Below are 12,758 nucleotides of genomic sequence, written 5' to 3' on the forward strand. Positions count from 1 at the left end.
CCGCACGCCGCTGCAACGGTCGGAACGCCGCCGGCGTCGTCGATTGCTTGCTTCAGCTGGCTCATGAGCCCTCCGCGAAATATGAACCATAAGTACATGTTAGATCGGAACTGAAAGTACACGCAAGCACATGGGATAGTGAACCTATGGTTCAGTCATCGAATATTCGGCAGGCCTTCGTCGCCCGCCTCAAGCAAGCCTCGGCCTCAGCAGGCATTCCTGACTGGGGGCTGGGCGCACGCCTCGCAGATATCGCCAAGGTCACGCCGAAAGCGGCGAGCAAGTGGCTGAACATGGAGAGCATGCCCGGGCGCTCCAATATGCAAGCGATGGCCAGCGCATTCGGCGTTCGTGTCGAATGGCTTGAGTATGGGCAAGGCGAGATGCGGGACGGCGCAGAGACTCCGGCGCCTGCAGCGCAGGCTGCCAAGTCGTCCACGGCAGACATCGTGCTCAAGATGCTGGAGAAGCACGGCAAAGGGCTGACCGCTGATGCTCGCCGGAACATCGTCGAAGCAGTGGAGGCCGAGGCGTCTGCCACGCAAGGCAGCAACGTCATCGTCGCCGACTTCTCCCGGCCAGGCCCGGCGGGCGACGAGATCAGCATCGCGCACTACGACATCCGCGGCGCCATGGGTAACGGCCAGGTGCCGGCCGACTATCCCGAGATGCTGCGCGATGTGAAGGTCAGCCAGGAACAGCTGCGCAAGCTCGGCGTCACCTTCGACGACCCGAACCACTTGAAGATGGTGTACGGCTGGGGCCACTCGATGGCGCCAACCATCAAGCACGCCGATCCAATGATCGTGAACATCAACATTCGCGAGTTCGACGGCGACGGGATATTCATCTTCACCTGGCAGGGACACCTCTACATCAAGCGCCTGCAGGTACAGGATGCCGAGCACTTCGAGATGATCTCGGACAACAAGCAGCACAAGGATAGGGTCATCCGGATGGATGAGACCTACATCCATGCGCGCGTACTGCTGGTCTGGAACGCGCACCTGGTGTAACCAAAAGCGGCATGCCTCAGGACGAGGCAAGGGAGCCCTTGATGAGTCTGCCCGAAATCCTCGGCGACCTCTGTTCCGCGCTCTTCGACTGGCCTGGATCAGGCCAGAAATCGAATAGAGTGTTCAGCCCCGGGTTCGTAGGCTGCTGCATCATCGTTGCGGCGCTTGAACTGGCGTTGCTGCATGTGATCTTCGGCGGTGGCATGCATGGATGAGACCTATATCCATGCACGCGTGCTGCTAGTTTGGAACGTCCAACTGGTATAGCTAAACAACCCCGGCAGGAGGCCCGCCGCGATGGCTATTCGGTTCAGGAAGAGCATCAAGATTGCCCCAGGCGTCCGCCTGAACGTCAGCAAGAGCGGTGTCAGCACCTCAATTGGCGGGAAGGGCCTGACTACCAACCTCAGCAAGAAGGGTACGCGGGTCACTGCAAGCATACCGGGCACCGGACTGTCCGCATCCAAGAGCTACGCCAAAGCCCCCCAGGCGGCCACGCCTAAGAGCGGATCGCTGAGTGCCATATCTTGGTTCATCATCCTGCTTACGGTGATGGTGGTTGTTGCTCTGGTCGTAGCGCGCTGAATCTGCTGCCCGAATGAAAAAGCCCCGCAAATGCGGGGCTAGGGCGTTCTATCAATCTCTTTGTGAGTTCCGACTCTTCGCATCACCGCCTTCGTGCCGTCCAGCACGAAGCTTGCCTTGTGCGAGTGGTTCGCCGTGATGTGGATCGTGTAAATATCGGGGCGTCTGTACCCCGATAATTTCTCTAACCTCAATCTAGCCGGCTGAGGATCTCGTTTGAGATCCTTCAGGGCAGTGATAAGGGCTTCCCGAATATCTGCAGGAAGCCGCTTCACGCACCCTTTGAAGCAAGGGCTGCCGACGTCGACCTCAGTTATCCTGCGATTCACAATGCGCGAATAAAGTCTTCAATTTCTTCATCGCTGCGCAGTACGTGCGGCTCATGCGATCCCTCGCTGTCAGCATTATGCTCGAGCAAAGCCCAACGCGTTTGCTCAATCACCTGATTGAGAGATATCACAGCGTCAATTGCCTGCTCGTAAGCATCGACAACACCGTCATCCAGCGTAAGAACGGTGTCGGCTTTGGCGCAAGCGCTACGGCGCGCGAGCTCCGCATGCATTTTCCGCAGAGAGTCCTGGGACTCTTCTAAGGTGGGAACAACCACATCCTCTGGAATAGGTCCAGTTGGAGGGTTGTTATTGAAGCGAGACAACAGGCTTCCAAATGCCTCGCTAAGCGCGTCCATTTGGCGTCGGAGAAGGACAAGAGCCTCAACGGTTCCGTCTATCTGACGCAGAAGCTCCAAAGAACGCGCTGTCTCGCAGTTGAGATACTCACTCATGCGCTCCATGCGCTGTGAGCGGCTGATCGCATGCATAGACTTGCTCCTTGGTTTGCCACAGCCAACGGCTGCGGAGGGCGATTATCCCAATGGTGTTGACACTGTCAACGTCTGAGACTCGCTTACAGACAATATGGTCCCACTAAGCGACAAATGGAAGGGCGCAGATTCTATGCCAAGCCTTGAGATTGCGGCGGCGGCGCGCCCTGGTAGGAGCCTAGTAAGGCTGCAATCAATTGCAAACGTTTGCACGTGGGTGAAACACCTTCCCAGACATTATCGGAGGAATGTGTTTCAAACTTGAGCCAATACTCGTTTTCAGAAAGGCGCTGGCTGATCGTGCAGATACTGCACCTTGAAGTCGGCCGGTAGCTCCTCCCCTTCTCCCTGGGCGCCCTCTCCCTCCTCCTCGCTTGGCTGCCACTCCAGGACAGCGGTTCCGTCCTCGAGTTTGGTCACCGTCAGGCCGTCCGTCTCCGCCAACTCCTCCATGACCTGGCTCCACGCCTCGTCCGTGTCGCTGTCCAGGCGCCAGATCACCGCGCGCCGATCGGCCTGAGCCTTAGGGCTTCCCACCATCGCCGAGATTCGCAGGCGCAGGCGATCCAGCGTGTGGATGCCGCTTCCCTTGGATGCCGAGACCGCTTGCTTCGTCATTGCCATAGCTCCTTGCTTTTACTGTATGCACATACAGTACTGTTACGCCGTTCCGCCTTCAAGAACCGTTGGTTCGTAAAAAATAAAACAGATTCCCATCAATGGCTTAGGAGCCAGTTCAGAGAATATGTACTTTTGGTTCTTGCTCAATATGAACTGATGGTACATATTTGCATCACGCCAGCACATCGGCGCCAGGCCACCGAGCCGACCGCTCTTTAACAACGCACCCAATGACGAATACAGCACCTGCCGCTACCGGCGACCGGCGCAACCATCCAGAGGCCAACTGAGGGGCTGAAGGGTGGAGCGCGGCGAAACGCCAAACCGTGTGAATGACCCGGCAAGCAGGTGTGAAGGTCGGCGCCGCCATAGTGGCGCCGGCAGAAAGCATCACTGAAGCGCCTTCACCCGAGGGCGCTTTGGGATGACTACCAGGAGATGACCATGCAAGGAGCGAGCGCCCAGGCCTGGACACAGCCCTTCCCCCACGTCAGCCGGCTAGGCACTCCAGGTGCCCAGCGCTGGGCGACGGTCAGCAGCTACGCCGAGACACTGCACGTGCTCAGCCGCTGGCAGCCGGGCAGCGGCCTTACCCCTGACACCGATAACTTCGAAAGCCTCGATGCCGCCCAGCGCGCTGGCGAGGAATGGACCAACGGTGCCCGCGCCGTTCCCGCGGGTGGATAGCAGGAGGATGCAGCCATGTAACCGACAGCCCTGGTAGTTCGGCAACAAGCCGGGCGAGCCGCGAAACACTCACATACGGCGGTGTTTGTGAGGCGAGGTGGCTCAAAAACTGAGCCGCCTCGCATGCCAGCGTTAGGAGAGAGTCTGTTTCGCTGCGGCGGCCCGCCGTAAAAGTTCTTCCAGCACCGACTTTGAGGAGTTAATAGGCTGCGCGAGTACCTGCTCAAGCTCGAAAATAACCTGCCGAATTTCAAGCCATGCACGTATGTTGTCGAGACCGCTTACCGTCTCAATATTGATCAAAGATACCAACTCACGCGCGTTCCTTACCGAGATGATCAAAGAGTCGTTTGAAAACCTCACGAACTGCCCCTCTTCAGACACTGCCGTGTCCACGAGGTACAAAACATACTTCGCAATTGCAGCGTGACGAGCCGCACTGTCAGCCAACTCCTGATTGTCACGCGCCTGACGCTTCCGGCTCTCGCCATCCGCAATGTAGAAGGCGTAGCAGATGGCAAGAATCGATCCAATCGCCTGGATCCAAGCTGCCCAAACTTGGTTCCATTCCTTTCCCACACAGACCATAAAGGCAAGTGCCAAGACCAAGAGCATTAGGCCAACGCCCAAAATTTTCCATCCTAGTTTGTCGTTCATCACGCCTCCCTGATTAGCTGCCACATCGTACTCCCACCCCTATTTCCTTTCGAGAGCACTCCTCCGCGGCGCCCACCGGCGCATAGCCGCGCGCTGGAGTGCTGCCCAAAGGAAGCCACCACCCAGACGAGGTGATAGCCATGCAACAGCTGAATATCCGCCCGCAGCTGGCCCAGCTGCTGACCCTGTCCGCCGCCGCGCGCGCCGCCTTCGAAGAGCGTCGCACCATCGTGGTGGAGAAGCCGGCCTACCAGATCCGCCCGAGCGGTCGCGGCTTCTTCCACATCATCGACACCGCCACCGAGAAGGCCGCCGGCTTCCGCCGCTCCTACGGTGAGGCCAAGGCCTACGCCGAGCGCCTGACCATCCGCAAGCGCGATGACATAGGAGCGGAAGGCTGATGGAACACGCAACCACCCTCAACCTGCCAACGGTGGCGGCGCGGAACAATGCGCGCGCCGACCTGGCTGAAGCCGTGGCGGCCTTCCTGGGTGCTGGCGGCAAGATCGACGAGATAGAAGGCTTCCACCCGAAGCCCCGCCCGTCCCGTACTGAGCCGGAATCGGTCACGCCACCGCCGATCAAGAGCCGAGCTGCTGATGAGCTTGTCCTGATCAGCAGCCGCGGCAACGTCGTCAAGAAGAACAGGGCTTATGCGGAGCGCGCCTACCGCCGACGGGAGGAGTTGGCCAATCGGCTGCGGCCTCGCGCCAGCATGGGATGCATCGCCTGCGCGGCCTTGTTCGGTGTCAGTCACAGCATGATCCGGAGCGTAGCCAAGCAGTTCGGCATTCCGCTCGGGAGGCCTAGCTGATGGCGAAGTCCCAGCAGGAACGCAGCAAGGCCTCCGCCGAGAAGCGCCAGCGCATGGACGAGACGGAGCTGCGCCACCGAGTACGCCGCGGTACCCGCGCCATGTTGGAGAACCTGATGCGCTGGCATGGCATCGAGGAGCAGGCCGAGGCGATACAGCTGCTGATCATGCACGCCCATGACCTAGGCCCGGAAGGCTCCGCTCACCTCCTCGCTATCCCGCGCCACGATTTCACTCCATCGGAATTCGTGGCGCGCCAGTTAGACCGGCTCGGCCGACAAGAAGCGGAGCGGCTCGATCGGGTTGAAGACTAGAGAGGCTCGTCGATTAGCCATCCCTTGGCTACTGCGAACAGCTTGGCCTTCTCAATGGCGGCTTTCTCAGCCTCATCCTCGGTTTCGAACTCTCCCTTCAACGGAGGCAAAGCGCTTTGCCCACGAACGGTCAACTCTTTGATATCCCAGCCACCGCCCTCTTGGCGAATAAGCTGGTACTGAATAGCCCCGCGAGAACCGCTCTTCCATTGCATAACCAATTCCTTTTGAAGGTTTGAAGCCACCGATATTGGCGGCTCTCTGACTCTATCACTTTCGCCATCCGCTGCACTCGCGGCAGGGCGGGCTACTTCCTGAAGAGCTTCGCCAGGAAGAGCCAGAATCGGGATGGCTTTGAGGACTCGCGCCAACGCTTGGTAGCTAACTCAAGCGCTTCCTGGTGGGCTTTCAACTGCGGGAGAAATTCGGGCGAGTTCTCGTCGTTGCTATCAACGAACTCTTCCAGGGCTTGGATCTTTGCGTTGACCTCGGCATACAACCGGTCCGACTCGGCCATTTCCTTGGCGTTCATGCTGGCTCCTTGTTAGCGCGATTCGGCGTGGAACGGAGATAGAGCAGCGTAGCCGTCAGAACAACGAGGACGTAGGCGAAGATTTGCCCCCAGAGCACTGCTCTTTGGCGCAACACAACCTTGGCGCTGAACTCCTCGTTCAGCCGCTTGGCTTCTTCCATCGCAGCTCCGCCATTTTTTAAGCCGGCATCCAACTTCGCCACGAAGGCGACCCTCTCCTCCTGTGAGCTGAACATCGACTTGGGAATTTGCTTACTGAGCACGCTGCCGACGCCCCCGATCAGCGTTATGCAGAAGGCCAGCAAGCTGAGCAGCAGAAACACCTTAACAAATCGCATCACCACCATCCCTAAGCAGCGCAAAAGTTCGCCGAGTCTACGACAGCGGCGCGGCGGCGCTCTACCTGGAGAAACCATGATTCAGTCCCCGGTCATCCGCTACCACGGCGGGAAGTTCAGGCTTGCGCCTTGGGTGATCAGCCACTTCCCGCCGCATACCTGCTACGTCGAATCCTTCGGCGGAGCTGCAGGCGTGCTGATGCAGAAGGAGCGCGCCTACGCCGAGGTCTACAACGACCTGGACGGCGACATCGTCAACCTCTTCCGCGTCCTCCAGCTCGAGGAAACGCGGGAGCAACTTACACGGCTCCTGGTGCTCACACCTTATGCCCGCGGCGAATTCGAACGGGCATGGGAGCTGACCACCGACCCGGTTGAACAGGCGCGCCGGACGATCATCCGCGCGCAGATGGGCTTCGGCTCCGCCGGTGCCACCAAGGGCCGGACCGGGTTCCGCATCGACACCAAACGCCAGTACGGCACCGCCCAGGCGCTATGGCAGGAGTACCCGGAACAGGTGGCGGAGATCGGGCAGCGCCTGCAGAGCGTCCTGATCGAAAACCGGCCGGCGGTAGAGGTCATGAAGGCGCACGATGGCCCGGAGACCCTGCACTACGTCGACCCTCCCTACGTCTTCGCCACCAGGCATGCCAGCGCCAGCAGCCGGCAGTACTACCGGCACGAAATGGACGATGGCCAGCACCGCGACCTTCTGGACGAGCTACTCGAGCTGGAAGGAATGGTCGTGCTCTCCGGCTACTCCAGCGAGATCTACCAGCGCCGCCTGGCCGGCTGGTCCATGAACACAACTAACGCTCGCATCAGCGCAGCTCGCGGAACAGCCGTTCGGGAAGAGTGCCTCTGGCTGAACCCAGCCTGCATGCGCGCGCTGAGCCAGATGGGCCTCGACTTCGGTGAGTACGACATCTGCAACGACTCCAGGGATCCCGCCGCATGATCGGAGGGATTGACCAACTCGCCGGGCTCGGCGACTGGACATTTTGCTGCCGCCGGTACGACCTGATCAATCTAATCGACAGAGCAGGCAGTGACCTGTGCTGCTTGTCGGGACATGGTCGGTGCGAATAGTCGAGTGGCCACACCTATGGCTCCTTTAGTGAGGCCAAAATCTCTTCATGCGCTTTTCCATCTTTAAGCGCGCTCCACAGTTTCATCAGTTCTGTGTTGTTCTTCAGAATCCAATCACGGATATCTTTGTCGTACTTACTGGGCATTTTGCCAATCAGACGTTCTCCCGTATCGACAGCAAAACTAGCGGCGTGCCGCTCCTTTCCATAATCGATATGCACATGGGCACGTGCATGATGATCGGGGTGCATTCTGATCTCGAGCCGCTTTAGCTTGAGAACGAGCAGCTCCAAAAAACGGTCGCCACGACTTGGTCGCGTAATCAAGTCCACAGTAGCTAAAGATCTCTGCAGGTCCGCTGCTTCTTTCTCCACCGCCCCTCCTTGATCCGGTCCCATACCGGGTCATCCGAACCTACCGGAAATAGCGGCGAAGAGCCACTACTCGAAGCACTTCCATTCCAGGTACCCTTGCGCATCCCCAAAAGCCATGGACAGCGCATGACCTCCCCCTTTGAGATCGCATTCGAAATCGGCCAGATTTATGACCGCCAAACTGAGATTCACAAGCCGTTTGGTGGCAGTTGGCAAAGTGGTATCGCTCCCTCCTCAAAGGCGCCCGTCGTATTCGCTTTCACCGGCGACAGCGGCGAGCAGTACGGCTACAGCGATCACAATGATGATTACGGGGTATTCCATTACACCGGTGAAGGCCAGGTCGGCGACATGCAACTCACCGGCGGGAACAAGGCGATCCTCGAACACTCCCGTCGGGGCTTCTCTCTCCACCTCTTCAAAGCATTAGGAAAGAAATCAGGCAAGAGTCTGGGCCAGCGCTACATGGGCGAGTTCTCCTATGCAGGGCATTACTGGAACAACGGCAACGATCGCAAAGGAACGCTCCGCAAGATAGTGCGATTCCTTCTGGTACCAGTCGGCCGCGTTGTAGAGGTCGCTGTAGGTGAAAACGCAGAGGAAGCCTTGCCTACGAAGCTGGATCAGGCGCGCGAGCTAGCGCTGCAGGCCATGAAGTCTGGTGCTGATGCTAGCCCTGGTGCCGCGATCCGCAGCATCTACTCACGCAGTGCGCAGGTGAAGAACTACGTTTTGCTGCGAGCTCGGGGGATATGCGAGTCATGCGACAAGCCCGCCCCGTTCCTCCGTCATGACGGCTCTCCCTATCTAGAGCCGCACCATATCAATCGGCTATCCGATGGCGGGCTAGATCACCCACTGTATGTTGGGGCCGTCTGCCCGGCATGCCATCGTGAGATTCACTATGGCCTGGGCGGGGCGGACAAAAACGAGTTGCTTCGCCAACGCGTCGAGAGCATCGAGAAAGACATCTCGGTATCGCTCGCCTGATTCGACCACGGGAACAGCAAGGCTATTCCCGTGGTGCGGTGGATTGGGGGCGGCTGATGCAGCAGATTCGCAGTCCTTCGACTTCGAAGCAGCCGGCCTTGTGACCGAAGACATCGACTGCTTCTGCGGGGATTGATACTTAGCGGCTTGGCTTAGGTAGAGTTCTGACGGCAGCTTCCAAGTCCTCCACGGCACTGCTGCCGTCAAGAATTGAATTCAAAATACGTTCGAGATCATTGTCAAAATCGGGATTATTTATAGATGAACGGCACGGAGCAATAACAAAATTGTATCTTGTCAAATACCGCTTCCGATAAACAGTTTTCCCGCGCACTGAAACGGGTGACCCATCAATCAAAGTGGCCCCATCTTCAGCCTCAGCAACTGAAATATTTCTCCCTTCAAAAACTGCAAACTCCTCCGAAACGTAACCTTTATTCCTCATCTGCCAATCGTGATCCACTTCATTCGCACCACTTGGCGGTGACGGATCACACTCAACATATATAAACTTCCTGTAGTCGGCTGACGAGTACACTGCAGCAATTTTTCTAATGCGTAGCTCTTCTATATTCATTAGGACCTGGGGAGTGGTATCAGGACCGAATGAGCTTATATGGAGATTCCCATGTCGCCACCACCAAAACGGAGTCCCATCTTGAAAAACCAAAGGCTCTTTGAGTAGGTGACAAAGCCGAAGAGATGCGTCCACCGGATCATCAATGTACTGTATGGACCTGAGACCTGGGAAGGTTTCACCAAACCGCATCCCAAAGTAATGGTCATCGGCCATATTCATTCTAGGCCTAGAATCGGACTCTTGTTCAAAGGGGTTTTTCCCTCGCTTTGGCTTTGGTCTTAAAGGCACTCCGTAAATCTCGTGTTTCAACTCGGTAAAACGAGCTTCGTAATCATCGTCACGGGAGAAATCCGTATACAAACGCCCATCAAGACAATCTGGAACTTTCAAGTCCCCCGTCGCACTTCGGATCAAAGGAATATATTTATTTGAGTCCTGCTTTCTAAATAGCTCAGCTGTCAGAATGGCGCCTTCGTAGCCAGCGCCTCCTTTTGCCCCATTAGATTTTTGTATGTATGGATCAGTGCAGACCACTAAAACTCGATCAGCCGAGTTCATAGCGTCATGCATAAATCTAGGAAGATTCGAACCCAACTCTAGATCCCATTGATCAAGGACAACTTCGATCCCGGCTCGTTTCACCAGATCGCAAGCAAGCCGGTAGACCCAGTCCTTATGCTCCTGACTGTCGTGTGAGTAAGAAATAAAAACTTTCGGCGAGTCCACCCGCTCCTCCTTGATCCGGCCCCATGCCGGGCCACCGAACCTACCCCACTCCATGCCATTGCGCCACTATGGAACAGCTCGGCGATTGCTCAATGCCTCTGCGCATGCAACACGAATACGGTCGGCGGTTTCAGGATCATCGGGGTCTTGTACGACAACCAACAGCTGCTTGCTTTCAATGACCTCCGCCTCAGCTGTCGCGCCATAGAGCTTGGCCATAACCCTCACGTGGAAAATCTCAACGCCAGATAGGTCGTCTGGGCTCTTCACCAGCAGCACATCGTGAAATTGCCGCACATCAGTGCTCGAAAGCTCCGCCTCAGTGATCACCTTCTTCATCGATCTCTCCTTGATCTGGCGAAACGCCAGTCCCTTAACGCTACCCAACAACCAACCATAGCCGCCAGTCCGACCGACGGAGTGCGGCGAGGAATTCCCATGCACCGCATTTACCTCGCCGGCCCCATGACCGGCCTGCCGGAGTTCAACTACCCGGCCTTCCACGCCGAGGCCGCGCGCCTGCGCCAGCTTGGCTACCTCGTCGAGAACCCAGCCGAGAACAACGCGCCAGCCGACACCACCTGGTCAGGCTACCTGCGCTTGGCCCTGGCCCAGCTGATCACCTGCGACTCGATCGCCATGCTCCCGGGCTGGCACAACTCCGAAGGCGCCCGCCTCGAGTACCACGTCGCCAGTGAACTGGGCATGCAGGTGTTCACCGCCAGCCAGATCACCGAACCAGCAAGGAGCGCAGCATGAAGGAGCGTCCCATCCTGTTCAGCGGATCGATGGTCCGCGCCATCCTGGAAGGCCGGAAGTCCGTTACACGGCGAGTCGTAAAGCCTCAATACAGCTCCGGTAACTGGTCGGTTCGACCCGCCCAAGCGCCGCTGGGCGCTGGCCACAGTCACGATTGGTGGCTGCCCGACGCCACTCAGCCCTACTCAGCCCTACCCGTCTGCCCCTTCGGGCAGTCTGGGGACAGGCTGTGGGTGCGCGAAGCCTGGGCGGCAGATGCCCAGATCGACTCAATCGCACCGCGCGAGCTGAGCCAGGGCGAGCCCATCCGTTACCTCGCGGAGGGCGGCGTCCGGCAGACCGGGTGCGCCATGATCTCGCAGGGCAAAGGCCGGCCCTCCATCCACATGCCCCGCTGGGCCTCCCGCATCCTGCTGGAGATCACCGCAGCGCGCGTCGAGCGCCTGCAGGACATCACCGAGGAGCAAGCCGAAGCTGAAGGCGTACAGCGCCCCGAGAACATCACCGATGTCGATGTCTGGGACGGTGCCGAGCGAGAACTGTTCAACGCCATGAACCAGCCGCGCGCGCGCTTCCGCCGACTCTGGGGAGACATCAATGGTCCGCATAGCTGGGACGCCAACCCCTGGGTCTGGGTGGTCGAGTTCAAGCGGGTGACGCCATGACCCGCCCCACCTTCTGCCGCGGCACCGGCCAACCCGCCGAGAAATGCGACTGCCTGCGCTGCAGGCCTGCCCTCCAGGAGCGAGAACCATGCAAGCCATCCAACTGACCGTCGAGCACCGCCACGGCGTCAATGGGAAGCCATATCTGTTGATCGATGGGCTCCCGCGACTCGGCGCCGAACTGGACCCAGATCAAGCTATCCAGCTCGGCCGCCAACTGATCCAAGCCGGCATAGTCGCCCAGCAGGGCGAGCACGGCACCCGCCACTATCCCGCAGAGGACTGAGCCATGACCGAACAACAAGCCTGCACCCTCTGCGGTGCGGGTGGGCACACTGCTGCCCAGTGCAACTGGAACGACCGGCGACTCACCTTCACTCTCGAGTCGCTGACCGAAGCCCTTGGAAACGTGATGTGCCTGCACGAGTTGGGTGTCGAGCTGATCGCCGCGAACGTTTTCCGGCAGCACCCCGAGCAGGCAGAGGGCGCACAGGGGGAGCGGAATTCGCTGCGCAGCGCGCTGGAGCAGGCTTACATGGCGCTGATGGGCTACCTGCCCGCGCACCGCAATTCGGTCACCGATGCAGCCATTGAGGCAGCCTGCGCCGCCCTTTCGCAACACGAGCCTGCTCGGCAATGGTCGGACTTCGACGACTGGCTGGTCTGGGAGCTGGAAAGTGATTCCAACCAGCAGTTTGAGTATCCAGCCTGCGCTATCCAGTTGGCCCGTCGAGCCTTCAAATGCGCCCAACTCCAGCCAGCGTCGGAACTGGAGCAAAGCGCCAACTTCCTCGCCGAAGAGCGCGATATAGCACGGATGATCGCTGTAGGAATGGCTCACATTTTGAAAGCGATATCCAAGAACAGAAACGCGGCCATCCCCCCTGAAGTCCATCAGTCGATATCGGAAGTGCTAGACATCTACGGCGTGCACTTCCCAGCGCTCCCAAATACGTCGCCTTGCCTGGAGCGCGCCACTCCGAAGAACCGCGCCGCCCAGGCTGTGCAGCTGCCTAACGGGTACACCGGGTGGGTGACTCAATATCCGGGGAAAGCAGCCAAGCTCTGGGGCTCGCGCGAAATAGCAGAACTGAACTGGTGGCCGGAGGACGGCCAGCGACTGTTCAGAGTCGTTGAGGTTGAGCGTATCGCCGAGCCGGCGCAGGGAGGTGAGTGATGGCAGGGAAC

General features: G+C 58.7%; 22 protein-coding genes. 13 read left to right on the forward strand and 9 right to left on the reverse strand.

Going from position 1 to position 12,758, the window contains the following annotated elements; translation table 11 throughout:
- Window positions 1-146: 146 nt before the first annotated feature.
- The 3 genes from ACNFH5_RS09660 to ACNFH5_RS09670 all read left to right on the forward strand — a co-directional run bounded on the left by ACNFH5_RS09660 (window position 147) and on the right by ACNFH5_RS09670 (window position 1,601).
- Window positions 147-1,016 (forward strand): S24 family peptidase, encoded by an 870-nt coding sequence (locus ACNFH5_RS09660; protein WP_416745445.1) that lies wholly within the window; start codon window positions 147-149, stop codon window positions 1,014-1,016.
- A gap of 41 nt (window positions 1,017-1,057) precedes the next feature.
- The gene (locus ACNFH5_RS09665) at window positions 1,058-1,231 is read left to right on the forward strand and encodes a hypothetical protein (RefSeq protein WP_416745447.1); all 174 of its coding nucleotides are present in this window, start codon (window positions 1,058-1,060) and stop codon (window positions 1,229-1,231) included.
- Window positions 1,232-1,313: 82 nt separating this feature from the next.
- Complete coding sequence (locus tag ACNFH5_RS09670; RefSeq protein WP_416745449.1) at window positions 1,314-1,601, forward strand: DUF4236 domain-containing protein; 288 nt, start codon at window positions 1,314-1,316, stop codon at window positions 1,599-1,601.
- A gap of 325 nt (window positions 1,602-1,926) precedes the next feature.
- Here ACNFH5_RS09670 and ACNFH5_RS09675 read toward each other — a convergent pair whose 3' ends face one another.
- Window positions 1,927-2,421: a hypothetical protein gene (locus ACNFH5_RS09675; protein ID WP_416745450.1), complete on the reverse strand. Its 495-nt coding sequence runs from the start codon at window positions 2,419-2,421 to the stop codon at window positions 1,927-1,929.
- A 282-nt stretch (window positions 2,422-2,703) separates the two neighbouring features.
- Window positions 2,704-3,042, reverse strand: a complete 339-nt coding sequence (locus tag ACNFH5_RS09680) for a DUF1654 domain-containing protein (protein WP_416745452.1) — start codon at window positions 3,040-3,042, stop codon at window positions 2,704-2,706.
- Between the two features lie 447 nt (window positions 3,043-3,489).
- Between ACNFH5_RS09680 and ACNFH5_RS09685 the strand changes: the two genes are divergently transcribed.
- Complete coding sequence (locus ACNFH5_RS09685) at window positions 3,490-3,732, forward strand: hypothetical protein (RefSeq protein ID WP_416745454.1); 243 nt, start codon at window positions 3,490-3,492, stop codon at window positions 3,730-3,732.
- Between the two features lie 132 nt (window positions 3,733-3,864).
- Here ACNFH5_RS09685 and ACNFH5_RS09690 read toward each other — a convergent pair whose 3' ends face one another.
- Window positions 3,865-4,389, reverse strand: a complete 525-nt coding sequence (locus tag ACNFH5_RS09690) for a hypothetical protein (RefSeq protein ID WP_416745456.1) — start codon at window positions 4,387-4,389, stop codon at window positions 3,865-3,867.
- 140 nt (window positions 4,390-4,529) lie between these two features.
- On the opposite strand from ACNFH5_RS09690, the gene ACNFH5_RS09695 reads away from it, so the two are divergent.
- Genes ACNFH5_RS09695 through ACNFH5_RS09705 form a run of 3 tightly spaced genes read left to right on the forward strand, consistent with a single transcriptional unit; the run spans window position 4,530 to window position 5,517 of the window.
- A complete protein-coding gene (locus ACNFH5_RS09695) occupies window positions 4,530-4,790 on the forward strand; it encodes a hypothetical protein (protein WP_416745458.1) in 261 nt (86 codons plus the stop codon).
- Complete coding sequence (locus ACNFH5_RS09700; RefSeq protein WP_416745460.1) at window positions 4,790-5,203, forward strand: hypothetical protein; 414 nt, start codon at window positions 4,790-4,792, stop codon at window positions 5,201-5,203. Before ACNFH5_RS09695 ends, ACNFH5_RS09700 begins: the two co-directional genes overlap by 1 nt.
- Entirely contained in the window at window positions 5,203-5,517 is a 315-nt protein-coding gene (locus tag ACNFH5_RS09705) for a hypothetical protein (protein WP_416745462.1), read from the forward strand. The genes ACNFH5_RS09700 and ACNFH5_RS09705 overlap by 1 nt, the downstream gene beginning before the upstream one ends.
- Here the strand turns inward: ACNFH5_RS09705 and ACNFH5_RS09710 are convergent.
- The 3 genes from ACNFH5_RS09710 to ACNFH5_RS09720 form a co-directional block, all read right to left on the reverse strand.
- Complete coding sequence (locus ACNFH5_RS09710) at window positions 5,514-5,732, reverse strand: hypothetical protein (RefSeq protein WP_416745464.1); 219 nt, start codon at window positions 5,730-5,732, stop codon at window positions 5,514-5,516. The genes ACNFH5_RS09705 and ACNFH5_RS09710 overlap by 4 nt on opposite strands.
- A 92-nt stretch (window positions 5,733-5,824) precedes the next feature.
- Entirely contained in the window at window positions 5,825-6,049 is a 225-nt protein-coding gene (locus ACNFH5_RS09715; RefSeq protein WP_416745465.1) for a hypothetical protein, read from the reverse strand.
- Window positions 6,046-6,387: a hypothetical protein gene (locus ACNFH5_RS09720; RefSeq protein ID WP_416745467.1), complete on the reverse strand. Its 342-nt coding sequence runs from the start codon at window positions 6,385-6,387 to the stop codon at window positions 6,046-6,048. The genes ACNFH5_RS09715 and ACNFH5_RS09720 overlap by 4 nt, the downstream gene beginning before the upstream one ends.
- Before the next feature lie 76 nt (window positions 6,388-6,463).
- Between ACNFH5_RS09720 and ACNFH5_RS09725 the strand changes: the two genes are divergently transcribed.
- Complete coding sequence (locus ACNFH5_RS09725) at window positions 6,464-7,345, forward strand: DNA adenine methylase (protein WP_416745469.1); 882 nt, start codon at window positions 6,464-6,466, stop codon at window positions 7,343-7,345.
- A gap of 145 nt (window positions 7,346-7,490) precedes the next feature.
- Here the strand turns inward: ACNFH5_RS09725 and ACNFH5_RS09730 are convergent, their stop codons facing one another.
- Window positions 7,491-7,874, reverse strand: a complete 384-nt coding sequence (locus tag ACNFH5_RS09730) for a DUF4160 domain-containing protein (RefSeq protein WP_416745471.1) — start codon at window positions 7,872-7,874, stop codon at window positions 7,491-7,493.
- Window positions 7,875-7,976: 102 nt separating this feature from the next.
- Between ACNFH5_RS09730 and ACNFH5_RS09735 the strand changes: the two genes are divergently transcribed.
- Window positions 7,977-8,840: an HNH endonuclease gene (locus ACNFH5_RS09735; RefSeq protein WP_416745473.1), complete on the forward strand. Its 864-nt coding sequence runs from the start codon at window positions 7,977-7,979 to the stop codon at window positions 8,838-8,840.
- Window positions 8,841-8,979: 139 nt separating this feature from the next.
- Here the strand turns inward: ACNFH5_RS09735 and ACNFH5_RS09740 are convergent, their stop codons facing one another.
- Both ACNFH5_RS09740 and ACNFH5_RS09745 read right to left on the reverse strand, forming a co-directional pair.
- Window positions 8,980-10,146, reverse strand: coding sequence for a toll/interleukin-1 receptor domain-containing protein (locus ACNFH5_RS09740; protein ID WP_416745475.1), 1,167 nt, complete (start codon window positions 10,144-10,146; stop codon window positions 8,980-8,982).
- Window positions 10,147-10,212: 66 nt separating this feature from the next.
- Entirely contained in the window at window positions 10,213-10,485 is a 273-nt protein-coding gene (locus ACNFH5_RS09745) for a hypothetical protein (RefSeq protein ID WP_416745477.1), read from the reverse strand.
- A 99-nt stretch (window positions 10,486-10,584) separates the two neighbouring features.
- Between ACNFH5_RS09745 and ACNFH5_RS09750 the strand changes: the two genes are divergently transcribed.
- The 4 genes from ACNFH5_RS09750 (at window position 10,585) to ACNFH5_RS09765 (ending at window position 12,747) form a co-directional block, all read left to right on the forward strand.
- Window positions 10,585-10,905, forward strand: a complete 321-nt coding sequence (locus ACNFH5_RS09750) for a DUF4406 domain-containing protein (RefSeq protein ID WP_416745479.1) — start codon at window positions 10,585-10,587, stop codon at window positions 10,903-10,905.
- Entirely contained in the window at window positions 10,902-11,570 is a 669-nt protein-coding gene (locus tag ACNFH5_RS09755) for a hypothetical protein (protein ID WP_416745481.1), read from the forward strand. The genes ACNFH5_RS09750 and ACNFH5_RS09755 overlap by 4 nt, the downstream gene beginning before the upstream one ends.
- 88 nt (window positions 11,571-11,658) lie before the next feature.
- Entirely contained in the window at window positions 11,659-11,856 is a 198-nt protein-coding gene (locus ACNFH5_RS09760; protein ID WP_416745483.1) for a hypothetical protein, read from the forward strand.
- Window positions 11,857-11,859: 3 nt separating this feature from the next.
- Complete coding sequence (locus tag ACNFH5_RS09765; RefSeq protein ID WP_416745485.1) at window positions 11,860-12,747, forward strand: hypothetical protein; 888 nt, start codon at window positions 11,860-11,862, stop codon at window positions 12,745-12,747.
- Window positions 12,748-12,758 lie beyond the last annotated feature (11 nt).

The sequence above is a fragment of the Pseudomonas sp. NY15435 genome (genome assembly GCF_048068295.1).
Classification (GTDB): Bacteria; Pseudomonadota; Gammaproteobacteria; order Pseudomonadales; family Pseudomonadaceae; genus Pseudomonas.